We start from the raw sequence: 22,026 nt of genomic DNA on the forward strand, positions 1-22,026 counted from the left end.
TCGATCTGGCCAGAGCGTTTAACACAGTTTCTGTGAAAAACGCTCAAAGGGGCGAAGACGCAAAGGATCAATAATGGCCACAGAAATTAAAGCACCTACCTTTCCTGAATCCGTTGCTGATGGCACCGTTGCAACCTGGCACAAGCAGCCCGGTGAGCAATGCCATCGGGATGAACTGCTGGTTGATATCGAAACCGATAAAGTGGTTCTTGAAGTTGTGGCACCGGCAGATGGTGTTTTGAGTGAAATTATCAAGCCTGAAGGTGAAGTTGTTCTCAGCAGTGAAGTGGTTGGAATTTTCCAGGAAGGGGCTTCTGCTGGCACCGTCCCAGCTGCCGCTGAAGCTTCAGCCACTCCGGCAGCTTCACCGGAAGCCATTAAGGAAGAGCCCATTCTCAATCCTGCAGCACGCCGGATGGCTGAAGAGAAAGGCCTTGATCCAGCAGCCATTCCCGGTACCGGTAAAGGTGGCCGTGTAACCAAGGAAGATGTGGTTCGTCATGTCGAAGCTGGTGCTCAGGTGTCACCAGCCCCGGCGGTTGCAGCTACTCCGGCAGTGTCCAAGTCTGCTGCACCAGCACCTCAGGTCGAGGCAACCGCACCGGTGTTTGCCGGTGAGCGTGTAGAGAAACGGGTACCCATGACCCGCCTGCGTGCCAAAGTTGCCGAGCGTCTGGTTCAGGCCCAGCAGAATGCGGCCATGTTGACTACTTTCAACGAGATCAACATGAAGCCGGTTATGGAGCTTCGTGCCCAGTACAAAGATGTCTTTGAGAAACGTCATGGCGTACGACTCGGTTTTATGTCTTTCTTTGTCAAGGCCTGTGTTGAAGCGCTCCGCCGTCATCCGGTGGTCAACGCCTCTATTGATGGCAATGATATTGTCTACCATGGCTACCAGGATATTGGTGTTGCCGTTTCCAGTGATCGCGGGCTGGTAGTGCCAGTGCTTCGTAACACCGAAGATATGAGCCTTGCCGATATTGAGGCGAAAATCCGTGAGTTCGGTAAAAAGGCAATGGATGGTAAGCTCGGCATCGATGAAATGACCGGTGGAACGTTCACCATTTCCAATGGCGGTGTATTCGGTTCACTGTTGTCAACGCCCATCCTGAATCCACCACAGTCGGCCATCCTGGGAATGCATAAAATTCAGGAACGTCCCATGGCGGTTAACGGCAAGGTTGAAATTTTACCGATGATGTACCTTGCCCTGTCCTATGACCACCGACTGCTGGATGGCAAGGACGCAGTCACCTTTCTCGTGACCATCAAGGAACTGCTGGAAGATCCGGCCAGAATGCTTCTGGACGTTTGATTCCGGATTGTATCGGGCAGCCTTATTTTTCTATTAAGCGGTGCTGCCCATTATTGACTTGACCCGTATACTTTGTTTTATAAACCGTTTTGGAAATAACTTATGGCAAATCAGTTCGACGTGGTAGTTATTGGCGCAGGCCCTGCCGGTTACGTCTGTGCTATTCGTGCAGCCCAGCTGGGGCTGAAAACTGCCTGTATCGAGAAGTGGTCCGATGATAAGGGCAAGGCTAAACTGGGCGGTACCTGTCTGAATGTTGGCTGTATCCCTTCCAAGGCCCTTCTGGATAGCTCTCACAAATATATTGAAGCCAAGGAAGATTTTGACAAGCATGGCATTAAGCACAGTGGTGTAGACATCGATGTCCCTGCAATGCTTGCCCGTAAGGACAATATTGTGAACCAGCTGACTACCGGTGTTACAGGTCTGTTCAAGGCAAATGGTGTGACCTTGCTGGAAGGTGCCGGTAAAGTGCTGTCTGGCAAGCAGGTTGAATTAACCAGGGCTGACGGTTCCGTCGAAGTGGTTGATGCTGCCAACGTGGTGATTGCCACCGGCTCCCGTCCCATTGAAATTCCCCCCACACCGCTTACTGAAGGCCTTATTGTTGACTCTACCGGTGCTCTTGAGTTTCAGGAAGTCCCGAAGCGTCTCGGGGTTATTGGTGCCGGTGTTATTGGTCTGGAACTGGGCTCTGTCTGGGGAAGGCTGGGCGCTGAAGTGGTTGTCCTTGAAGCCCAGGATAAATTCCTCGCCCTGGCTGACCAGCAAATCGCCAAAGAAACCCAGAAGATTTTCAAAAAGCAGGGACTGGATATTCGCCTGGGTGCACGGGTGACCGGTTCTGAAGTCAAGGGTAGCGAAGTTGAAGTTACCTATCAGGATGCCAATGGTGATGAACAGAAGCTGACCTTTGATAAACTGATTGTTGCTGTCGGTCGTCGCCCCTATACAGAAAACCTGCTGGCTACTGACTCCGGTGTCAATCTGGATGAACGCGGTTTTATTTTCGTTGATGATAACTGTGCCACTGACGTTCCCGGCGTTTATGCGGTTGGAGACGTGGTTCGGGGCCCGATGCTCGCTCATAAGGGCAGTGAAGAAGGCATTATGGTGGCGGAAATCATTGCTGGTCAGAAAGCACAGATGAACTATGACCTGATTCCTTCGGTGATTTATACTCACCCTGAAGTGGCATGGGTTGGTAAAACGGAAGAAGAAGTCAAGGCCAGTGGTGATGAGTACAAAGTGGGTACCTTCCCGTTTGCCGCCAGTGGTCGTGCGCTGGCTGCCAATGATACCCATGGCATGGTCAAGGTGATTGCCGACAAGGTAACGGACCGTATTCTTGGCGTTCATGTTGTGGGCCCAAGCGCAGCTGAGTTGGTGCAACAGGGGGTTATTGCCATGGAGTTCGCTGCCAGCACTGAAGATCTTGCGCTGACCATTTTCTCACACCCAACCCTGAGTGAAGCGCTGCACGAAGCAGTTCTGGCGGTTGATGGCCACGCTATCCATATTGCCAATCGCAAACGTCGTTAAACGTATCTTAAGGGGAGCGGTCAGGGTCGACTTGCTCCTTTCTTCATAGACAATATCCAGGGATATGGTTTGACGAGAAACTTAAAAACAACGCTCAAATAAAAAAGAGGGCCGCGTCAGAATGAATCTTCATGAATATCAGGGCAAACAACTCTTTGCCAAATATGGACTGCCCGTCTCTCAGGGCGTCGCTGCGGATACGCCAGAGCAGGCCGCTGCTGCTGCCGATGAAATCGGTGGTAATCAGTGGGTGGTTAAGGCCCAGGTTCACGCCGGTGGTCGTGGTAAGGCGGGTGGTGTGAAACTGGTCTCCAGCAAAGACGAAATCCGCGCGTTCGCCGAGCAGTGGTTAGGTAAAAACCTGGTCACTTATCAGACCGATGAAAATGGCCAGCCGGTCAGCAAGATACTGGTTGAAAGCTGCACTGATATTGATCAAGAGCTTTATCTTGGCGCTGTTGTTGATCGCGCAACCCGTCGCATCGTGTTTATGGCCTCCACTGAAGGTGGGGTTGAAATTGAAAAGGTGGCGGAAGAAACACCGGAAAAAATCCTTAAGGCGACCATTGATCCCCTGACCGGTGCCCAACCTTATCAGGCCCGTGAACTGGCTTTCAAACTGGGTCTGGAAGGAAAGCAGATCAAGCAGTTTACCCAGATTTTCCTTGGTCTGGCGAAACTCTTCCAGGAGTGCGACCTTGCCCTGCTGGAGATCAACCCGCTGGTGATCACCAAAGAGGGTGACCTGCACTGCCTGGATGCGAAAATCAACATTGATAGCAACGCCCTGTACCGTCAGCCACAGTTGAAAGCCATGCATGACCCTTCCCAGGAAGATGCCCGTGAAGCCCATGCCGCTGAGTGGAAGCTTAACTACGTCGCACTGGATGGCAACATTGGCTGCATGGTGAATGGTGCAGGCCTTGCCATGGGCACCATGGATATTGTCAAGCTGCATGGCGGTGCGCCTGCCAACTTCCTGGATGTTGGTGGTGGTGCAACCAAAGAGCGTGTCACCGAAGCCTTCAAGATCATTCTTTCCGATGACAGTGTGAAAGCCGTTCTGGTCAATATCTTTGGTGGTATTGTCCGCTGTGACCTGATTGCTGAAGGTATTATCGGTGCGGTTAAAGAAGTCGGCGTTGAAGTTCCTGTCGTGGTTCGCCTGGAAGGCAACAATGCTGACCTGGGTGCGCAGACCCTTGCCAACAGTGGACTTGATATCATCGCGGCCAACAGTTTGACCGAGGCTGCCCAACAGGTAGTTAAGGCAGCGGGGAACCAGTAATGAGCATTTTAATTAATAAAGACACCAAAGTTATCTGCCAGGGGTTCACCGGTGCCCAGGGGACTTTTCACTCCGAACAGGCCATTGCTTACGGTACCCGCATGGTGGGTGGCGTAACACCCGGCAAAGGTGGTCAGACTCACCTGGGGTTGCCCGTTTTCAATACGGTGGCTGAAGCAGTTGATCAGACCGGTGCTGAAGCGTCGGTTATTTATGTTCCTGCGCCTTTCTGTAAGGACTCCATTCTTGAAGCTGCTTATGCTGGCATCAAGTTGATTGTCTGCATCACTGAAGGTATTCCTACGCTGGATATGCTGGAATGCAAGGTCAAGTGTGATGAGTTGTGTGTTCGTCTTATCGGTCCCAACTGTCCGGGTGTTATCACGCCAGGTGAGTGCAAGATCGGTATTATGCCGGGCCATATCCATCTGCCGGGCAAGGTGGGCATTGTTTCCCGTTCCGGCACGCTGACCTATGAAGCGGTCAAACAGACCACCGATTATGGCTTTGGTCAGTCCACCTGTGTTGGTATTGGTGGTGACCCTATTCCCGGTTCCAACTTTATCGATATTTTGGAACTGTTCCATAATGATGATAAGACGGAAGCTATCGTGATGATTGGTGAAATCGGTGGTTCTGCTGAAGAAGAAGCGGCTGCTTATATCAAGGAGCATGTTACCAAACCCGTGGTCTCTTACATTGCCGGCGTGACAGCGCCTCCGGGCAAGCGGATGGGCCATGCCGGTGCGATTATTGCCGGTGGAAAGGGGACTGCTGATGAGAAGTTTGCGGCTCTTGAATCTGCAGGCGTTAAGACGGTTCGCAGCCTGGCTGATATCGGTGAAGCTCTGAAAAAAGTGACCGGTTGGTAAAACGATCGGTTTAGGTAACACAAAAAAGGCCGGATTTATATCCGGCCTTTTTTGTGATGGAAAATACTGGATCAGAGTTCAGGCTGCGTAAGCATCTTCAAGGATTTCACGGGAAGTATTGAGATCCTGGTCACCGGTCTCTGACAGAGCCGTCATGCCATGGGCTTCCAGAGCCTTGATCACGTTCTCAATCTGGTTATGCTCAACACCATACTGCGACAGTCGTGTTTTTACACCCAGGGATTCAAAGAAATCGCGGGTTTTTTCAATAGCGAGATCAACCTTTTCATCGTCGCTACCTTCTCTGATATCCCAAACGCGCTCTGCATACTGCACCAGTTTTGCCCGCTTCTTATCTTTGCGCAGCTTCCACAGGGATGGCAGAACCACTGCCAGACTCTGGGCGTGGTCCAGGCCAAACAGGTCAGTCAGCTCGTGGCCAATCATATGGGTGCCCCAGTCCTGGGGAACGCCGACACCAATATAGCCATTCAGGGCCGAAGTGGCACTCCACATCAGGTTGGCACGGGCATCGTAGTTGTCTGGCTCAGCCAGCGTTACCGGGCCCACTTCAATCAGCGTTTTCAGAATACCTTCCGCCATACGATCCTGAATCCGGGCGTCAACAGGGTAGGTAACATACTGTTCAAGTACATGAACGAAGGCATCCACTACACCATTAGCGATTTGCACCGGTGGCAGGGTGAAGGTCAGTGATGGATCCAGAATGGAAAACTGAGGGTAGAGCAGTGGACTCATAACCGGCAATTTGCCAATGTCGTGAGAAATAACGGCACCCATGTTCATCTCAGAACCTGTGGCCGGTAAGGTGGCAACCGTACCCAGTGGAATGGCGGAGGTGATCGGCGCACCGGCAAAACCTGCCTTGAGCAGATCCACTTCGTCACCTTCATAAGGTGCCGCTGCGGCAACAAACTTGGTGCCATCCATGACAGAGCCGCCGCCAACCGCCAGCAGGAAGTCAATGTTTTCAGCGCGGACGATCTCAACAGCTTTCATCAGGGTGTTAAAGGTTGGGTTTGGCTCGATACCGCTGAACTCAAAAACTTCACGGTTACCTAATCCGGCCAGCACCTTTTCCAGGGTACCGAATTTCTTAACACTGCCACCGCCGTAAAGGACCAGTACTTTGGCATTAGCCGGTACCAGTTGATCCAGTTCCTGCAGACGGTCCTGGCCAAACACAATGTGGGTTGGGTTTTGATAATTAAAATTCATCATTGCGATTCTTCCTCATGAAATATCCTAGCTAGCGTAGATTATCCTTTCTGTGCAGGAATAGAATAGCCATAACTAGCAAAGTCATGCCTAAAACGATCAGTGGTGGTTTTTTTATGTATTGGGTGAAGCTATGCTGTGCCTAAATTACCGATCAGAAGATAAGACATGACGCCATTAGCCCAGACCCTCTCTCCTTTGGCCAAAGAAGAGGGCTATAACAAAACCCATATTCCCGGCGTTGGCGTTTTTAAAGCCAGCGAATCCAGAGAACGTGAGCCACTATGCTATAGTCAGGGCATTTTCATTGTAGCCCAGAGTGCAAAACGGATTTACCTGGAGCAGCAGGCTTATGAATATAATCCGGATAACTATCTGGTACTGACTTTGCCTATTCCTGCGGAATGCGAAACCATTGTTGCTGAAGATAAGCCATTGTTATCCATGCTGGTCGATATTGATATCAGCCTGTTGCATCCGCTGGTGCGATTGTTCGACCACCATCAACAGGCGACAGACACCATGGAAGATCTGTTAGAGGCACGAAGCAGTTTATATGTCAGCCCGGTGACGGATGCTTTCTCAGCAACGGTGTTAAGGCTGGCTCAGTGCCTTCACTCGCCGCTGGAGAGTGAAGCCTTGGGAAAAGGGCTGGTGCAAGAGTTGCTTTTTCATGTTCTTAACGGGGAGCAGGCCGCACCATTATTTGCCCTGGCCAGACACAATACGCACATTGCCCGTCTGGAGCGGGCAATGAAGTATATGCACGAGCATTATGATCAGTCCCTTGATGTTGGGCACCTGGCCTCTATGGCTAATATGAGTCCATCAACCTTCCATCGTAATTTCCGGTTTATGACATCATCGTCGCCTATTCAGTACCTGAAGAAACTGCGCCTGAGTCGGGCCAGAGAGTTGTTACAGGATCACGGGGTCAGAGTAAAGCAGGCAGCTGCAGAGGTTGGCTATGAGAGCCCAACGCAATTCAGCAGGGAATTTAAACGTTACTTTGGGTTAACACCTCAGGCATGTGCGGCAGCCTGATTTTGTCAGGTGGTGGCAGGGTTGATTATTAGCCATTGTCGGAAGTTACATTCAATTTCAATGCTGCCTTTTTCTGGTGTTCTTATAGCCATCGTCGTGAAATTTCCTTATCCTCGCGCTTTTTTCTCAGGAGCCTGCCAGTGGATGCCCTTGATCTGAATCCGGACAAATATCGACTTGCCAGAGCTCTACGCCCTTTCTCATATTCTGTCGCCCTGGTAACCTGCGGCCTTGGCGTGGTATTGGCTTATCAGCAGGGTGTTGGCGACTGGTGCAGAGCACTGCTGGTTATGTTGGCTGGCGTATTGCTTCAGGCTGCCAGCAATCTTGCCAATGACCATGCTGATCTGGTGTTGTGGAAAAAACGTTCTGGAGAGTTGGCGAGGCAGGTGGTTAAGCAGATTCATCGAAACTTTATCCTGGCGGGGGTTTGTGCCCTGATTGCCTGCATGATGGGACTATTGCTGGTAATCGATGTTGGCTGGCCGTTATTGTTGCTTGGTGTCTTTGGTGTCGTCGGCGGTTATTTTTATACCGGTGAACCCATTGTCTATAAAAATCGCGGCTGGGGGGTGCCGGCAGTATTTCTGTTCACTGGTGTGCTGATGGTCAGTGGTGCCTTTTATGCCGTTGGAGGGTACTGGAATAATGAAGTGGTCTGGATGTCGATTCCGGTGAGTTTGCTGGCTTCTGCGTTGTTGCTGTCCAATGAGATCCGGGATTACCTGGATGATATCAGTCACAATATTCGCACGTTAACCGTTCGTATGGGACTGGTTCCAGCGAAATGCCTTTATGCCGTGCTTTTGCTGACAGGGTTTCCTCTCAGTTTTATGTTGTACTATTTGGGAGAGCTGGATAACCCGCTTTATCTGCTGATAGCGCTGCCTTTTGCCATTGCGCCGCTCAAACTGCTTGCCAACCATTCCGGTGATGCTGAGATGGTTCGTTTGCCTCCTCTGACAGGACGTTTTTTTATCATCTTTGGCCTGGGCTTTATGCTTTCAATTGTTTTTTAAGAGAGAGGGCGTAAGGTGCTCTGAAATACAAGAAACCCTATGCCGTTTATCGGGTTTCTTAAAACCCCGCTTGAGTTTCGGCACAATACAGGCCATTACCGTCAGTCCTTGTTTCTCAGGTCATAGGTTTTTGCATCAAATAACTCCTCGGGTCGGTTCGGAAGGTTAATAGCCTGTCTGGCGTTGCCATTACCGATAAGCTTCAGCTTGGTGAATCGATCCCGGGTCGCTTTTACCAGTGTTTCCGAATTACGCATGATGGTGGGGCGGATAAACAACATCAGGTTCTTTTTTTCATCGCCGCTCTGGTTATAGCGGAAGAGGTTGCCCAAAATCGGGATGCTCCCAAGCAGTGGCACTTTTTTCCTGCTTTTGGATTTGATGTCTTCAATCAGTCCACCAATAACGACGGTTTGTCCATCATCCACCAGTACCGAGGTCTTCAGGGAGCGGGTATTGAACAGCAGGTCATTGCTATCGGAGCCAAGCAGCTGTTTGGTGGTGCCCACATCCAGTGAAGAAACCTCCTGCTCCAGCATTAGTCTCAGGCTGTTGCCTTCGTTGATATGGGGGGTGATCTTGAGTTTTAGCCCCACATCCTTGCGTTCAGTGGTGGTAAAAGGGTTATTACTATTGCCACTGGATGACGTCTGATATGAGCCGGTTTTGATGGGAATATTTTTGCCGATAATCAGCTCTGCCTCTTCATTATCCAGGGTCAGCATACTGGGGGTAGAGAGGATATTGTTATTGGACTTTGCGCTTAACGCACTGACCAGAACACCGAAGTTATCAGCGCGCAGCGCCAGGGATCCGAGGGCAATACTAGGCTTATCATCCAGAATATGCCCGGTTATGCTGCTTTTAATAATGTTACCTGAATCGGATGTACCACGGATCGTGTTAGTCCCATCAATGCCCCATTGAACACCCAGCGCATCATTAATCCCACCAGATACTTCAACAATAACGGCCTCCAGTAACACCTGGGCCCTGGGCACATCAAGCTGGCGGACAATTTTCTCCATCTCCTGAAGGGTTTCCGGGTCGGCAATCATAACCAGGGCATTCTGGGTTTCATCTGCTTTGACAAACGCCGTCGTGGCTGCGGACTTGCTTTTGGCCCCAGACTTGGTGGTGGCCTGGGAAGAGGACTGGTTTGATGAGCCGGGAGAGACTGAGCTTGATGCAACCGGTGACGATGGCGTTGCAGCGGTTCTCTTTCCCTGACTGTCCTGAATAATGCCTGAGGCTTCCGAAAGAATTTCCGCAATGTTTTTGGCATCGGCAAAACTCAGGAACATGACTTTGGTGGTCGATTTTCGAATACCTTCCTTATCAAGGGTGTCAGCCAGTTTTCTGACCCGTGCCCGTTTGCTGGCATTGCCCTTAACCACCAGACGATTGCTTCGCTCATCGGCGATCACCTGGAGCCCGCTGGGTAGCTGTCCCTTGCCGGTGACCAGGGTATCCGAGATTATTTTTGAGACATCCCCCACCCAGGCGTGTTTCAGCTGGATGACTTCGTAGTCGTTATTGCCGGCATCATCCAGTTCCCGTATCAGTTTGGTGATGCGCTCAACATTATCGGCAAGGTCACTGATGATGACCGCATTACTGGAAGCAGATGCAGCAGCGTGTCCATACTGGGCAATCAGGGGGCGAATAATCGGGATGACTTCGACAGCGGATACGCTGTGCAGATCGACAACCCTGGTGGTCATCACGCCATCAATGGGCTTCTGAGTGTCTCCGGGGCTGCTGGTTTTTGCCGTGGCTGTGGGGACAACATTAATAATATGGCCATCGGCCTTGGGAATGACGGTATAACCATTAGCGGAGAGGACTTCCAGGAAAACATCGTAGACCTCATCCCGGCTCAATGGCTTGCTGGAAATGACGGTAACGGTATTGCCACCTTTAATCCGAGGATCGATAACAAATGTCTCTCCGGTTATTTTGGCCACCTGGGTGATAAATTCACGGATATCGGCATTCTGCTGATTCAGTGTCCAGAGCTTATCATTGGGCACCGGTACGGTGTTATTGGCAGCAGGCTGTAAGCCGGTATTTACCTTGCTGGCAAACAGTGGGGTGACAGCCATCATCAGCACCAGAGGAATGGCTCTGATTAACTTTCTGTTATGAGAGTGTGGTAAACGTGGTAAAAAGAGTAGCGCTCTGGTGTTCATGATGTGACCATTAACTCAGCAGTTTGTCATTGTTGTCATTACAGTTCCTGACTGGCGTCCTGCAGCTTCTCCCTGAGGTCCTGCATTCGCTGTTCAAGAGACATATCATCCGGATAATCATGGTTGCCCGGACGCTGCTCCATTGACTCGGGGATGTCTTCCGCCACAGGCCTGAATTCCTGAAAGGCTCTGGAATCTCTGGCTGTTTCCGGAAAGTATAGTTTTTCAAGCTGGTTACCCCGTTTAATGACAATGTGATCGGAATAAACCTGATTCAGAATGGCACCTCCGGGAAGTGCGTCACCAATTTCATATAACTTGTCCTGGTTGGCTATTTGAATAATTGCACTTGCGTACTTTTTGTTTTCAATGCCTGAGAGTGCCCCTCTGAGAATCAGGTTCATTTTTGTTATGGGGATCTCTTTATTGTTTTGAGTTATTTCCTGATTGTCACTAAAACCAAAAATCAGCTCAAAGTCTTCATGTTTGATGGTTGAGGAGTTTTTCAAAACGATAGTTTTATTATTAACACTATTTTTCAAGGGTTCGCTGCTGACGATTTGATAAAAGTGAAATGCTTGAAAACTGAGGCTAAGGATCATGACGATGAAAATAATCAGAATGATAAGGTTCCGATTATTTTTATGCCCCCATTGCAGAAATGTGGTGAAAACCACTGGTTTCATGGTCATATCTTCTGAAGTTAACGAATAGGCTATTCTTTACTCTAAATAAAAGCATAAGAGTTTTGTTTTTTAAAGAAATAAGTTTTTTCAAAAAGGAAAGGCCTAACCGCCTCCCGGGTGCTTCCTTTTTGATTTAAGGAGTTCATGATATTGGCTACACCTCTGACCGCTGACTATGACACCGAAGATGATGCTGAAAGTGAAGCCAGCGTTTTACCAAGACTGCCTTTTAGTTTTGCCAAAAGGCATGGCGTTGTGCTCATTGAGAATGATAATGGGATAGCCACACTCTATTTTCATAACACACCACCGGCTGAGCTGATTGCTGAAATCAGTCGCTTTTCCGGTGTTTTTCCTGCCTATGAGCAGGTCGATGCCGAAAAACTGTCAGAGGTGCTGGCTCACTGCTATCACAATGACAGTTCAGAGGCATTGCAGGATGCCGCTGGCATCAGTGATCACCCGGACCTGACCAGTCTGGCGGATGCCGTTCCGATCACGGAAGACCTGCTTGAACAAAGTGACGATGCCCCGGTTATCCGTTTAATTAATGCGTTGCTCACTGAGGCGATCAAGGAAGGTGCTTCCGATGTGCATATTGAAACCTTTGAGTCGGCACTCGTGGTTCGGCTGCGGGTGGATGGTGTGTTAAGGGAAGTGCTGTCACTTAAAAGAACCATTGCCTCTTTGCTGGTTTCCCGCATCAAGGTGATGGCCCGGCTGGATATTGCCGAGAAACGGGTACCCCAGGATGGTCGGATCTCGCTGAGGGTGGCCGGCAAGGAGGTGGATGTCCGGGTGTCCACGCTGCCTTCCAGTAATGGCGAGCGGGTCGTTCTCCGGCTTCTGGACAAAGCAGCAGGTCGTCTTGAACTCAGGCACCTCGGTATGACCGAGCGAAACCGTGCACTGATCGAAGGACTGCTGAAAAAACCTTATGGCATTATTCTGGTGACAGGGCCAACAGGATCCGGCAAGACAACGTCTCTATATGCCAGCCTTACCCTTCTGAATGACCAGACCCGAAATATTCTCACCGTTGAAGACCCCATTGAGTATCACCTGGAAGGGATTGGCCAGACCCAGGTAAACACAAAAGTCGATATGACTTTTGCCCGGGGATTGAGAGCTATTCTGCGACAGGACCCCGATGTGGTGATGGTCGGAGAGATCCGCGACCGGGAAACCGCTGAAATAGCGGTACAGGCCAGTTTGACCGGGCATCTGGTACTTTCCACGCTTCATACCAATACGGCGGTCGGTGCCCTGACCCGTCTTCAGGATATGGGCATTGAACCTTTTCTGATGTCGTCCAGTCTACTTGGGGTGATTGCCCAACGTCTGGTCAGGGTGCTCTGCAGTGACTGTAAATTGCCATATAGCCCTGATGATGCCGAATGCCAGCAGTTAGGCATTGATGCTTCTGATGGGGTAACGCTGTATCACGCGCAAGGGTGTAAGGCCTGTAATTTCAGTGGCTATCGTGGGCGTACCGGCATTTATGAAGTTTTTGTTATTAATGAGCAGGTCCGGCGAATGATCCATGGGCTCAAAGGGGAGCAGGAGATTACGGACAGTGTTCGTGAGTTCAGTCCCGGCATCCGTGAAGATGGCAGCAGAAAAGTGCTGGAAGGGGTTACAACACTTGAAGAGGTACTTCGGGTTACCCAGAAAGACTGATTATGGCTGCTGAAGAAAAGGCTCAGGATTATGGCCGCGTTTGAATATATAGCCCTGGACCATCAGGGTAAACAGCATAAAGGTACCCTGGAAGCGGACAGTGGGCGTCAGGTTCGCCAGATGCTGCGGGATAAACAGTGGACACCGCTGTCAGTTAATACACTTGCCGATCGCAAACAGCAGGGAGAGGAAGGCAGAAGCTTCTTTCTGCGCCGGGGCATTTCAGCCGTTGAGCTGGCTACGGTAACCCGGCAGCTGGCTACGCTGGTCCAGGCGGCAATGCCTATTGAGGAAGCGCTCAATGGTGTGGCAGCCCAGCAGGAAAAACGACGAATAAAAAATATGTTGCTGGCTGTTCGTTCACGGGTGCTTGAAGGCTATACCCTGGCCAAAAGCCTGGAAGCCTTCCCGGAAGTCTTCCCCCAGATGTATCGGGCAACGGTTGCGGCAGGAGAGCATGCTGGTTATCTCGACCGTGTTCTCAATCGTCTGGCCGACTACACTGAGGCCAGAATGCGTTCTGGTCAGAAAATACAGCAGGCACTGGTCTATCCGGTCATACTGATGCTGGCTTCCATTGGGATTGTCAGCTTCCTGCTGGGATTTGTGGTGCCGGATGTCATCAAGGTCTTTCTGGATTCCGGTCAGGAGCTGCCATTAATCACAGAGCTATTGATTAATGCCAGTGAGGGGTTTCAGACATGGTGGCCGGTGATCTTTGGTGTGATTGTTGCGGCTATTGTGGTTGTCCGGCATTTACTGAAAAAGGCCTCCACACGACTTTCCTGGCATCGGGTTCAGCTAACTTTGCCATTGGTTGGGCGATTTGTCCGAACGGCCAATTCGGCCCGTTTTGCCAGTACGTTGAGCATGTTAACCCGAAGTGGGGTTTCGCTGGTAGAGGCCCTGATGATTGCTGCCCAGGTGGTTAATAACGATGCCATCAAACATGCCGTTCAGGATGTTGCCCGGCGAGTCAGTGAAGGAACCAGTCTTAACAGGGCGCTGGCAGAAACCGGCTACTTTCCACCCCTGATGCTCCATATGATCGCCAGTGGCGAGGCAACCGGAGAGCTGGATCAGATGCTGGAACGAACTGCACAGAATCAGCAGATGGAGCTGGAAGGGCGCATAACCGTCATGCTTGGACTGTTCGAGCCTTTGATGCTGGTCCTGATGGGGGGAGTGGTCATGATGATTGTTCTGGCTATCCTGTTGCCGATACTCAATATGAACCAGCTGTTGAATTGAGGTGACAGCCTGGGAGGCTGAAGCAGAGTTAAACCGTCCCGGATGAAAAATGCTGAACGGCCTATTCACAGAAAATCGAGGTCAACCAACATGATAAAAAACCGGCTTAGAAGAAGAGGGCCTGATGCGGCTAATTCAGTGCACGCTGAACAGGGCTTTACACTGATTGAAATTATGGTGGTGGTGGTCATTCTGGGAATTCTGGCAGCTATGGTGGTTCCCAAAATTCTTTCCCGGCCTGATCAGGCAAAGGTCACCGTTGCCCGTGCGGATATTGAAGCGATTTCTCAGGCGCTGGAGCTTTTCAGGCTTGATAATGGTTTTTATCCCACCCTGGACCAGGGGCTTGAAGCACTGACTCAGAAACCATCTTCTCCTCCAGAGCCCAGAAACTGGAATCCCGAAGGGTACCTGAAAAAAGTGCCATTGGATCCGTGGGGGAATCCCTACATGTATTTACAACCTGGTAATCACGGCAAGTATGACCTTTATTCCTTCGGAGCGAATGGCCGTGAGGGCGGCGAAGGTCTCGATGCTGATATTGTGAACTGGGATAACTAGGTTTTTTTGGCAAACAGGACAAGGAAATGGCATCACCTCAACAGCAAGGATTTACCCTGATCGAAATGCTGGTGGTGGTGGTCATCATTGGGGTTCTTCTGGGTATTACCCTGCTAAGCCCGATAACCGGCAGCATTCACAAGGTGGTGCAGAAAGAAGCGACACGATTGCAGGCATTATTTACCCAGGTTCGTGACAAAGCGCTGCTGGAAAATAGTCACTATGGCTTCTCAATTGATAACGAGGGGTATTACCGCTGGTGGGTATTACCGGCAGATACTCAGGAATGGGCTGAGTTGGAGCAATCCCCTTTTCAGCCCAGGTTACTGCCAGACACATTAAGCCTGAGCCTTGAGTCCAGTGAGAATTTCATGCCTTTTGATGTGGATGAACAGTATCCATCCGTTGTTTTCTATTCAGACTACCAGGTAACCCCGTTCAGGCTCGGCATTGTTCCGGTTGCCAACAGCAAACAGTCACTCTATCTGCGCACAGACGGATTGTCAGATATTGAATGGGTCAGGGAGTAACGGGCGTTGATATGAGTTACAGGCTAAACCGGCGATTTCTAGCCAACAGAAATCAGAATCGATGTCAGGGTTTTACCTTGCTGGAAGTTATGGTGGCTCTGGCCGTATTTGCCCTGGCCGCTTCTATGCTGATTCTTTCTGATGGCAACAGTATTCGCCAGACCCGATATCAAAAGGAAAAAATACTGGCTTCGCAGATTGCCGACCACTATCTCAATACACTTTATGCTGAGGGGCGCTGGAGTGGTTCGGCAGTGAGGCCTCAAATTGAAAGCTATGCCGGTTTTCAGTGGTATGTTCGGGAAACATCGGCATCCACCGGGTCACCCGATTTCAGACAGGTGCAGGTCGAAGTATTTATCGGTGAGTCTGAACCAGAAAAAGGTGCTATTCCCCTGGCAAGGTTATCTACCTGGCTGAGGAGGCCCCGGCCATAATGCTCAACAAACGTTTTTGCCTGGTTATGGGTAGACACTTGAACATTGTTCAGGTCCCGGGTGGCTTTACCCTTCTCGAGTTAATGGTCGCTATCGTACTGTTCAGTATGATCAGTACGGCAGCCTATAAGCTGTTTATCTCAGTCACCCGTGCACAGGAAGCAACGCAGTTGGTGCTGGATGACATGGATAAATTACAACGGGCCGAAATCATTCTGGAAAAAGACGTGTTGCAAATAACCCGAAGACCGGTCAGGGATGAACAAGGTTTGCAACAGCCTGCGCTGAAAGCACCGGGTCCGGGCAGGACGTTAATGGAGTTTACCCGTTCAGGATGGCAAAACCCCCTGAAGGCAGCACGAAGTACACTTCAGCGTGTGGCTTATGCTGTGGAGGGTCATCAGTTAATCCGTTATTACTGGCCTACTTTGGACAGGGCACCGGAATCTACTCGTATTCGTCAGGTTGTGCTGTCTGGTGTGAACAGCATGAAAGTACGATTCCGCAATGATCACAAGGAATGGATAAACAGCTGGCCTCCAAAACAGAACCTGCAGTCAGCTGCTAATGTAGGACGCGCAGATCAAGTGCCAACGGCCGTGGAGCTAACCATTGTTCATGAGGCGATGGGGTCCATGGTCACCGTGGTTCCGCTGATCACGTACAAACCTGATCAGGGCAATAAAGAGGGAGACCCATCTCAGGAGAACAGGAATAACGCGCCGGGTAACATACGGCCACACCCCAGAGGCCGCTCCGGAGATAGTGTCGATGGTTATTGAGCCTGCTGAAAACCGTCAGCCAGTCAGGGCTTCGCCCGGTAAATTTCCGTCATGCCACCAATCAGGGATTGCTCTTATTTACGTGCTGTTGATTTTTTTGCTGATCACAACGGTCGCTTCTGAGATCGTTATGAATCTCTGGCTGCACACTGAGAAGAACGCCCGATATCTGGAAAGAACCCAGGCAAAACACTATGCACTGGGCGCTGAACAGTACGTCGCATGGCTGCTGGAACAAGATTTTCAACAGGATAAAAAGAATAACCGAATGGTGGATCATGAAAATGAGCTGTGGAATGTAGAAACCATCAACTATGACGTAGAACAGGGTGTTATCGAGTTACATGTTCAGGATGAGCAGAGCCGGTTTAATTTGAACTGGCTTGCTGATGACAGTAAGCCCTCAGGTGAACAGCGGGCTGAAAGAGGTGGTTCACCGGCTGTGCAAATGTTTGAGAATCTGCTGACAGTGCAATCCATGGACCAGCAACTGGCCGACAACATAGCTCGCTGGATGAACAAAGAGCAGAAAAGTGTCTCCCGGGGAACAGAAGATCAGGTCTATCTATCCCTTGTTCCCCCAAGACGAACCGGACAGACTGAAATGACATCGGTCTCGGAATTGATATTAATTGATGGTTTTAATAACGAGGAAGTTGAAAAACTGTTGCCATATATTACGGTTATACCCAGATCATCAAAAATGAATATGAACACTGCCCTGCCAGAGGTTATCCGCTCGTTAAACAAGAATATCTCCGAAGGGGATGCCTTAATGATCATTAACCGTCGGGGCGATGCCGGGTTATCCAATATTGAAGAATTGAATCAGCTTGTCGCTCTATCTGGAAAGGCCGGGATTTTTAATGAGAGAAATCAAAATGAACGGGTGGTATTCGACAGTCAGTATTTCAGTGCCCGGATTAAGGCAACCTTTAGAGAGACCACCTTTTACTTAAAAACGATTTTTTACCGAAGCAGTGAGGGGCATGTGCAGGTTATCGGCAGAGAAATCGGGCCGGGTCAATATTGGGCTCCTGCTAATAAGGCCGATTTAACAGGGAACTCAGGGGCTAATAAATGAAAAAAATACTATTGGTTCGAATGCCTGCTCCAGTCAGCTCTGTTGATGCCAATACCGTTGTCCAGTGGGGGAAGTTCACATCGGCAGGCTCTCTGACCGGAGAACTCCATCTGACAGCAATTGATCAGCTCAGGGCTGCATGGTGTGCTGACGAGCCTGAAGATCGAGAGGACGTTGGCCGCCTGCCGGATGAGGTGATTCTGCTCCTGGGAGGATCGCTTTGTTTGTATAAACACCTGACGATTAATGCGGGCCAGAAAAAGCACCTGGCAACCGCACTCCCTTATCTGGTGGAGGAGCATCTGGCCCAGGATATTGAAACCATGCATATTGTTCATGGTTTTCCTGACAGGGACTTGCAGGTTTCTGTCGCCGGTATTCCCCACTCAACCCTACAGGCCTTGCTGGCCCTCTTTGCGGAACATCAGTTACCCCTGACCAGCATCCTGGCTGACATGCAGTTTCTGAAGGCTGAGCCGGGATACACCTGCCTGATAATGGACAATGATGCGGTGATGATGGCCTCACCCGGTCGTGAAGGCGTTACCCTGAATTACGAAGCGCTCCCTTTCGTATTTCCGGATCATCCCGATCAGGGAGATCATCAACTCCCTGATACTCTGGCCAGCTCTCTCGATAATACGGTTGCTGAAACAGTGAATGAGCTGCCCTCAAAAGTCAGATTGATGTTCTCTGACAATACGCTGGCGGTTACCGCAACCAGAATGGATGAAACATCCGGTTTGCTTGCTGAGCGTGGCTGGCTCGTCGATAAGGTACCGCTTAAGGGCTCGGTCTTTGAGTATTTTGCCGGGCTCTATTTTACTGCAAGGCGCAACAATCAGCTGCTTGATTTCCGACAGGGGGCCTATCAGTGCCCGAGAAGAACCGGGCGATTTATCCGGCGCTGGTGGCCCCTGTTGGCTGCGGCTGGCTGCTGGCTGATTCTTGAGCTTGGACTGTCAGTTACAGAAGGTGTGATTTATCAGAATAAGTCGGAATCCCTCTGGCGGGATTCCATAAAAAACTACCTCGCGGTATTCCCCAGTGACCGACAAGCCCAGCAGGCACAGGCACGACAACAGATGTCTTTTAATGTTAAGCAAATAATGGAGCACCGCTTTCGTACTCTGGATACTCAAACCTCCGAAACCCCTTTTCTATCGATGCTTCAGGCTCTTTCCCGGGTTTCTGGCACCATGGGCGACAAGGTAAAACTTGAGCCCAGGCATCTGGATTTCAACGAGGCTACCGGTCAACTGGTCTATGAATTTGCAACCGGTGAGTTGGACACGGTGAACCAGCTTCTGGAAAAACTCAACACTTCCGGCTTACAAGGTAAGCTGGATAACGCTAACCAGGGTAAGTCCGGTGTGATTGCCAGAGTTACGATCAGGAGATGATTGGGGGGAACCATGCAAAAACTGAATCGCCTGCTCATGGCTAACCCGTACTGGCAGCGTTGTAAATCCTGGTATGAAATGCGGCCTTCCGGAGATCGTAAAATACTCCAACTGCTTTTTACTCTGGTGTTTACAGCACTCATCTATCTGCTGATTTGGGAGCCCGTAAGCCAATGGTCGAAGGCTCAGAAAAGTAACTATCTCTATCAGCAGGAAATGAACACCTGGTTACACAATAATTTACCCAAAGCCCGTGACCTGCAGAAAAATCAACAAAGAGCTTCACCCCGTCAGGAGCTCTCCTCCATAGCTGCCAATGTTGCCCAACAGGCAGGTATTACCCTGGGAAGAGTGCAGCCAGACCGCAAGGGTCTCTCGGTTTGGGTTGAAGATGCGGCCTATCAGAAACTGCTTAAATGGCTTGTCCTGCTGCAAACAAAGCATGGTGTTGCCATCCAGCAGGTGCGTATTGATCAGCTGAAAGAAGAGGGGCGGGTAAAGAGTTATATCCATCTGGGGGGCTGAACAAAACAGTATAAGGTTTACCCTGAGTTTGATGATTGTTATCCGACGCTCTTGTTGTTTGAAATTGTTGTTCGAGGATTGTTCAGATAAATACCGCAAAAAGGGATTGACACTATCTCTCGATTCGATATCATACCGGCCACAAGCTCAGGGTGATTAGCTCAGCTGGGAGAGCATCTGCCTTACAAGCAGAGGGTCGGCGGTTCGATCCCGTCATCACCCACCAGCTAGAAACTAGTATCTTGAAACTAGAGACTAGATAGCGGACCGGTAGTTCAGTCGGTTAGAATGCCGGCCTGTCACGCCGGAGGTCGCGGGTTCGAGTCCCGTCCGGTCCGCCATACACCTTAACCCTTACGATACCTGTCGTAAGGGTTTTGTCGTTTTTAGAGTTTGCAAAAGAAAAAGCGGAAGAATTGCCCCTTCGAGTTCTCCATTTTTTTGTCTTTCAAGATTAGTGCGTTTGTTTAAAAATTTGCCGAAGTTCACACGGGTGGTTAGCAGGTGCTTTTGCTATAGGGTTTGGGGCTGGATTCGAAATGATCCCTGTTCTCGCCTCTTTTGGCCAATACATAACTGTGCCGGTGTGATTCGATTACTCTGATATTGGAAGCAGGAATTCCCGACTGGTTTAACAACCTCGAAAGTCTCTGTCCTTTGGTAATATTGCTATTTCCTCTATCAACTCCCGCAATAGCAATAACCAGAAGTCCTCTAAGAGGAGCCAGCAGTTCATATATTTTCTGGAAGAACTCTTTTGCCTGGTCTTCATCCTGGCGGTCAAACTTCTCAATAAAGGGAATGTATATCTGGTCAAATGTCTTTGAAGCCTCAGTTTGTTGTGATTGATTGTTATCGTTGACAAGGCTGTCATCCATAAGTTTACCCGGATCAGGTGTGATAACCTGCATTGCCCTGTCATTAATCCAGTCCGTTAGAAAGTTATCAAAAACCCAGCCATAGGTTGGGTGAGTGCTTATTTGATCCGGGAATAGTTGAGATTGATCTGAGGGGAAGGGAAGGTTAAAAATAGAGCGAAACACGGGCTCTTCATCGTAGATACCATTTAAGTCATTTAGCCAGTCCCTTAAATCACCGTAGTTTATATGGTCATCCTTACTCAATATTCCTTGTGGCCAGGGATCGGACGGCGGACTGTTCTTGATCATTGAGTAATTATCGTGAAGCCCTGAGGTCTGTTCAATGCTGATGCTGGTGTCGGGCGTCACTACGGCTGACATATCGGTGGCTGTTGAGCTAATACTTCCAGTGTCTTGAGTATCTATTTCGCTCCAGGATAAAGAGCCTGGAATCGCGTTTTCGTCAAGCTCTACTATTTGATAGTCGTTAAGTTCTTTGCTGTTAATTGGGGGACTGTCGTGGGTAATACAAGAAGCCGAGAAATAAAGTGCTGCTGGTGAGGGTATCGGGTAAATGGGTAACTGCTGTTTTGCAGAGGCAATGTCAGACGGTGACATATCAAGCTGATTTATCGAGTCGATGGGGCTTAATTCACCGGTCAGTAAAGATTTGGCGCTGCCTGTAATCAGGGCTATCAAAGGAATCATTTGTAATCGGTCGCTTCAGATGTTTGTGCTGATAAAACGGTAGTCTGCTTACCAGTGGTCTTCTCTCGTTCTTGATCACTGGTATGCTTGAAAGCTTCATGGGAAGCACTCTGTAAAGCCTTCCTTTTCAGGGACTGTTTCCGGGCTCGATAGGCGGCGGCTTTCCCCTTTTCGGATTGTGCGTAAGCTCGTTTGCTAGCTTTTCCTCTCTCGGACTGTGAATAAGCCTTCTTGTATGCCTTCCTTTTCAGAGATTGTTCCCAGGCTCGTTGGGTAGCTCTCCCTTTTTCGGAGTGCCTGTAAGCTCGTCTGGCAGCTTTCGCTCTTTCGGACTGTGAGTAAGCCTTCAGGTAAGCCTTCCGCTCCCAGGACTGTGAGTAAGTCTTCTGGTAAGCCTTTCTTTTCTCGGAATGTGCGTAAGCCTTCCGGTAAGCGCTGCGGTAAGTCTTCCCCTTCTCAGAATTTTCCCAGGCTCGCTTCACAGCCTTTCCTCTTTCGGTCTGTGACCAGGTCTTATAGTAAGCCTTCCGTTTCTCAGCCTGTTCGTTTGTCTTCGTTTTCTTGGCCTCGGTACAGGGGATCTCTTTCCAGGGCTTAGCCTGAGCTTGTTTGGCAACGCTTCTTTTTCCGGACTCAGCCCGTGTTTGTTTGGCAACGCTTACTTTCCCGGGCTGTGCGTTAGCCTTCCGGTGAGGCTTATCATGAGAGGGGGGCTGAGATTCACCAGAGCTGGAAGCAAAAGCGTTAAAATACAACTCATTTCTTGCGGGAGGTATATTTTGTTGAAGCTGTTCACTATTTGTTCGAGGGTTGATGATAGAAACTGGCATTGCTCGCACAAAGCGAGGATCAACAAGATGTTGATTATTGGGTAATGGATTAGCAACTTCACAAGAATTGTGATGAATATTAATAACTGAGGAGCTTTGAGAGTAAATAACCCTGACGGGCGCTTTTTTAAAGCGGGAATCACTGAATGGATTATGTAGACTTGCACTACATGGA

General features: G+C 49.8%; 20 protein-coding genes and 2 tRNA genes. 17 read left to right on the top strand and 5 right to left on the bottom strand.

The features are described 5' to 3' along the window. Nucleotides 1-73: 73 nt before the first annotated feature. The 4 genes from odhB (at nucleotide 74) to sucD (ending at nucleotide 5,020) form a co-directional block, all read left to right on the top strand. The gene (gene odhB / locus CX664_RS11505; protein WP_101746870.1) at nucleotides 74-1,318 is read left to right on the top strand and encodes a 2-oxoglutarate dehydrogenase complex dihydrolipoyllysine-residue succinyltransferase; all 1,245 of its coding nucleotides are present in this window, start codon (nucleotides 74-76) and stop codon (nucleotides 1,316-1,318) included. Nucleotides 1,319-1,420: 102 nt separating this feature from the next. Next, complete coding sequence (gene lpdA, locus CX664_RS11510; RefSeq protein ID WP_101746871.1) at nucleotides 1,421-2,860, top strand: dihydrolipoyl dehydrogenase; 1,440 nt, start codon at nucleotides 1,421-1,423, stop codon at nucleotides 2,858-2,860. A gap of 121 nt (nucleotides 2,861-2,981) precedes the next feature. Continuing rightward, nucleotides 2,982-4,148: an ADP-forming succinate--CoA ligase subunit beta gene (gene sucC, locus CX664_RS11515; protein WP_101746872.1), complete on the top strand. Its 1,167-nt coding sequence runs from the start codon at nucleotides 2,982-2,984 to the stop codon at nucleotides 4,146-4,148. Continuing rightward, nucleotides 4,148-5,020, top strand: coding sequence for a succinate--CoA ligase subunit alpha (gene sucD / locus CX664_RS11520; RefSeq protein WP_101746873.1), 873 nt, complete (start codon nucleotides 4,148-4,150; stop codon nucleotides 5,018-5,020). The genes sucC and sucD overlap by 1 nt, the downstream gene beginning before the upstream one ends. A 78-nt stretch (nucleotides 5,021-5,098) precedes the next feature. Here sucD and CX664_RS11525 read toward each other — a convergent pair whose 3' ends face one another. Then, nucleotides 5,099-6,262 (bottom strand): iron-containing alcohol dehydrogenase, encoded by a 1,164-nt coding sequence (locus CX664_RS11525; RefSeq protein ID WP_101746874.1) that lies wholly within the window; start codon nucleotides 6,260-6,262, stop codon nucleotides 5,099-5,101. A 165-nt stretch (nucleotides 6,263-6,427) separates the two neighbouring features. Here CX664_RS11525 and CX664_RS11530 point away from each other — a divergent pair, with 165 nt between their 5' ends. Both CX664_RS11530 and CX664_RS11535 read left to right on the top strand, forming a co-directional pair. After that, on the top strand, nucleotides 6,428-7,303 hold the full coding sequence (locus CX664_RS11530; RefSeq protein ID WP_101746875.1) for an AraC family transcriptional regulator: 876 nt from the start codon (nucleotides 6,428-6,430) through the stop codon (nucleotides 7,301-7,303). Nucleotides 7,304-7,443: 140 nt separating this feature from the next. Next, nucleotides 7,444-8,322, top strand: coding sequence for a prenyltransferase (locus tag CX664_RS11535; protein WP_180966467.1), 879 nt, complete (start codon nucleotides 7,444-7,446; stop codon nucleotides 8,320-8,322). Nucleotides 8,323-8,423: 101 nt separating this feature from the next. Here the strand turns inward: CX664_RS11535 and gspD are convergent, their stop codons facing one another. Both gspD and CX664_RS11545 read right to left on the bottom strand, forming a co-directional pair. Then, nucleotides 8,424-10,514: a type II secretion system secretin GspD gene (gene gspD, locus CX664_RS11540; RefSeq protein WP_101746877.1), complete on the bottom strand. Its 2,091-nt coding sequence runs from the start codon at nucleotides 10,512-10,514 to the stop codon at nucleotides 8,424-8,426. A 38-nt stretch (nucleotides 10,515-10,552) separates the two neighbouring features. Then, the gene (locus CX664_RS11545) at nucleotides 10,553-11,200 is read right to left on the bottom strand and encodes a type II secretion system protein N (protein WP_163370816.1); all 648 of its coding nucleotides are present in this window, start codon (nucleotides 11,198-11,200) and stop codon (nucleotides 10,553-10,555) included. A 144-nt stretch (nucleotides 11,201-11,344) separates the two neighbouring features. On the opposite strand from CX664_RS11545, the gene gspE reads away from it, so the two are divergent. The 11 genes from gspE (at nucleotide 11,345) to CX664_RS11600 (ending at nucleotide 19,794) form a co-directional block, all read left to right on the top strand. Then, nucleotides 11,345-12,880, top strand: coding sequence for a type II secretion system ATPase GspE (gspE, locus tag CX664_RS11550; protein WP_244910652.1), 1,536 nt, complete (start codon nucleotides 11,345-11,347; stop codon nucleotides 12,878-12,880). A 30-nt stretch (nucleotides 12,881-12,910) separates the two neighbouring features. After that, on the top strand, nucleotides 12,911-14,131 hold the full coding sequence (gene gspF, locus CX664_RS11555; protein WP_101746879.1) for a type II secretion system inner membrane protein GspF: 1,221 nt from the start codon (nucleotides 12,911-12,913) through the stop codon (nucleotides 14,129-14,131). A 138-nt stretch (nucleotides 14,132-14,269) separates the two neighbouring features. Then, nucleotides 14,270-14,692 (top strand): type II secretion system major pseudopilin GspG, encoded by a 423-nt coding sequence (gspG, locus tag CX664_RS11560; RefSeq protein WP_163370879.1) that lies wholly within the window; start codon nucleotides 14,270-14,272, stop codon nucleotides 14,690-14,692. Nucleotides 14,693-14,718: 26 nt separating this feature from the next. Continuing rightward, on the top strand, nucleotides 14,719-15,222 hold the full coding sequence (gene gspH, locus CX664_RS11565; RefSeq protein WP_101746880.1) for a type II secretion system minor pseudopilin GspH: 504 nt from the start codon (nucleotides 14,719-14,721) through the stop codon (nucleotides 15,220-15,222). Nucleotides 15,223-15,233: 11 nt separating this feature from the next. Then, a complete protein-coding gene (gene gspI / locus CX664_RS11570; RefSeq protein WP_180966468.1) occupies nucleotides 15,234-15,659 on the top strand; it encodes a type II secretion system minor pseudopilin GspI in 426 nt (141 codons plus the stop codon). Nucleotides 15,660-15,697: 38 nt separating this feature from the next. Then, on the top strand, nucleotides 15,698-16,441 hold the full coding sequence (gspJ, locus tag CX664_RS11575) for a type II secretion system minor pseudopilin GspJ (RefSeq protein ID WP_180966469.1): 744 nt from the start codon (nucleotides 15,698-15,700) through the stop codon (nucleotides 16,439-16,441). Beyond that, nucleotides 16,431-17,525, top strand: coding sequence for a type II secretion system minor pseudopilin GspK (gspK, locus tag CX664_RS11580; protein WP_101746883.1), 1,095 nt, complete (start codon nucleotides 16,431-16,433; stop codon nucleotides 17,523-17,525). The genes gspJ and gspK overlap by 11 nt, the downstream gene beginning before the upstream one ends. Then, nucleotides 17,522-18,928, top strand: coding sequence for a type II secretion system protein GspL (gspL, locus tag CX664_RS11585; RefSeq protein WP_101746884.1), 1,407 nt, complete (start codon nucleotides 17,522-17,524; stop codon nucleotides 18,926-18,928). Before gspK ends, gspL begins: the two co-directional genes overlap by 4 nt. A 12-nt stretch (nucleotides 18,929-18,940) precedes the next feature. Continuing rightward, nucleotides 18,941-19,453 carry a type II secretion system protein GspM gene (gene gspM, locus CX664_RS11590; protein ID WP_101746885.1) on the top strand — a complete coding sequence of 171 codons (513 nt, stop codon included), beginning with the start codon at nucleotides 18,941-18,943 and terminating at the stop codon, nucleotides 19,451-19,453. 150 nt (nucleotides 19,454-19,603) lie between these two features. Further along, nucleotides 19,604-19,679 (top strand) — tRNA-Val (locus tag CX664_RS11595). A 38-nt stretch (nucleotides 19,680-19,717) separates the two neighbouring features. Further along, nucleotides 19,718-19,794, top strand: a tRNA-Asp gene (locus CX664_RS11600). Nucleotides 19,795-19,950: 156 nt separating this feature from the next. Here CX664_RS11600 and CX664_RS11605 read toward each other — a convergent pair. Then, nucleotides 19,951-21,021, bottom strand: a complete 1,071-nt coding sequence (locus CX664_RS11605) for a hypothetical protein (protein ID WP_101746886.1) — start codon at nucleotides 21,019-21,021, stop codon at nucleotides 19,951-19,953. Then, the gene (locus CX664_RS11610) at nucleotides 21,018-21,851 is read right to left on the bottom strand and encodes a hypothetical protein (protein ID WP_145999948.1); all 834 of its coding nucleotides are present in this window, start codon (nucleotides 21,849-21,851) and stop codon (nucleotides 21,018-21,020) included. The genes CX664_RS11605 and CX664_RS11610 overlap by 4 nt, the downstream gene beginning before the upstream one ends. Nucleotides 21,852-22,026: the final 175 nt, after the last annotated feature.

Source organism: Endozoicomonas acroporae, from assembly GCF_002864045.1.
Classification (GTDB): domain Bacteria; phylum Pseudomonadota; class Gammaproteobacteria; order Pseudomonadales; family Endozoicomonadaceae; genus Endozoicomonas; species Endozoicomonas acroporae.

Coding starts and splice junctions, on each gene's coding strand:
- odhB (WP_101746870.1), top strand. CDS start 74: ATGGCCACAGAAATTAAAGCACCTACCTTTCCTGAATCCGTTGCTGAT.
- lpdA (WP_101746871.1), top strand. CDS start 1,421: ATGGCAAATCAGTTCGACGTGGTAGTTATTGGCGCAGGCCCTGCCGGT.
- sucC (WP_101746872.1), top strand. CDS start 2,982: ATGAATCTTCATGAATATCAGGGCAAACAACTCTTTGCCAAATATGGA.
- sucD (WP_101746873.1), top strand. CDS start 4,148: ATGAGCATTTTAATTAATAAAGACACCAAAGTTATCTGCCAGGGGTTC.
- CX664_RS11525 (WP_101746874.1), bottom strand. CDS start 6,262: ATGATGAATTTTAATTATCAAAACCCAACCCACATTGTGTTTGGCCAG.
- CX664_RS11530 (WP_101746875.1), top strand. CDS start 6,428: ATGACGCCATTAGCCCAGACCCTCTCTCCTTTGGCCAAAGAAGAGGGC.
- gspD (WP_101746877.1), bottom strand. CDS start 10,514: ATGAACACCAGAGCGCTACTCTTTTTACCACGTTTACCACACTCTCAT.
- CX664_RS11545 (WP_163370816.1), bottom strand. CDS start 11,200: ATGAAACCAGTGGTTTTCACCACATTTCTGCAATGGGGGCATAAAAAT.
- gspE (WP_244910652.1), top strand. CDS start 11,345: ATGATATTGGCTACACCTCTGACCGCTGACTATGACACCGAAGATGAT.
- gspF (WP_101746879.1), top strand. CDS start 12,911: ATGGCCGCGTTTGAATATATAGCCCTGGACCATCAGGGTAAACAGCAT.
- gspH (WP_101746880.1), top strand. CDS start 14,719: ATGGCATCACCTCAACAGCAAGGATTTACCCTGATCGAAATGCTGGTG.
- gspI (WP_180966468.1), top strand. CDS start 15,234: ATGAGTTACAGGCTAAACCGGCGATTTCTAGCCAACAGAAATCAGAAT.
- gspK (WP_101746883.1), top strand. CDS start 16,431: ATGGTTATTGAGCCTGCTGAAAACCGTCAGCCAGTCAGGGCTTCGCCC.
- gspL (WP_101746884.1), top strand. CDS start 17,522: ATGAAAAAAATACTATTGGTTCGAATGCCTGCTCCAGTCAGCTCTGTT.
- gspM (WP_101746885.1), top strand. CDS start 18,941: ATGCAAAAACTGAATCGCCTGCTCATGGCTAACCCGTACTGGCAGCGT.
- CX664_RS11605 (WP_101746886.1), bottom strand. CDS start 21,021: ATGATTCCTTTGATAGCCCTGATTACAGGCAGCGCCAAATCTTTACTG.
- CX664_RS11610 (WP_145999948.1), bottom strand. CDS start 21,851: ATGCCAGTTTCTATCATCAACCCTCGAACAAATAGTGAACAGCTTCAA.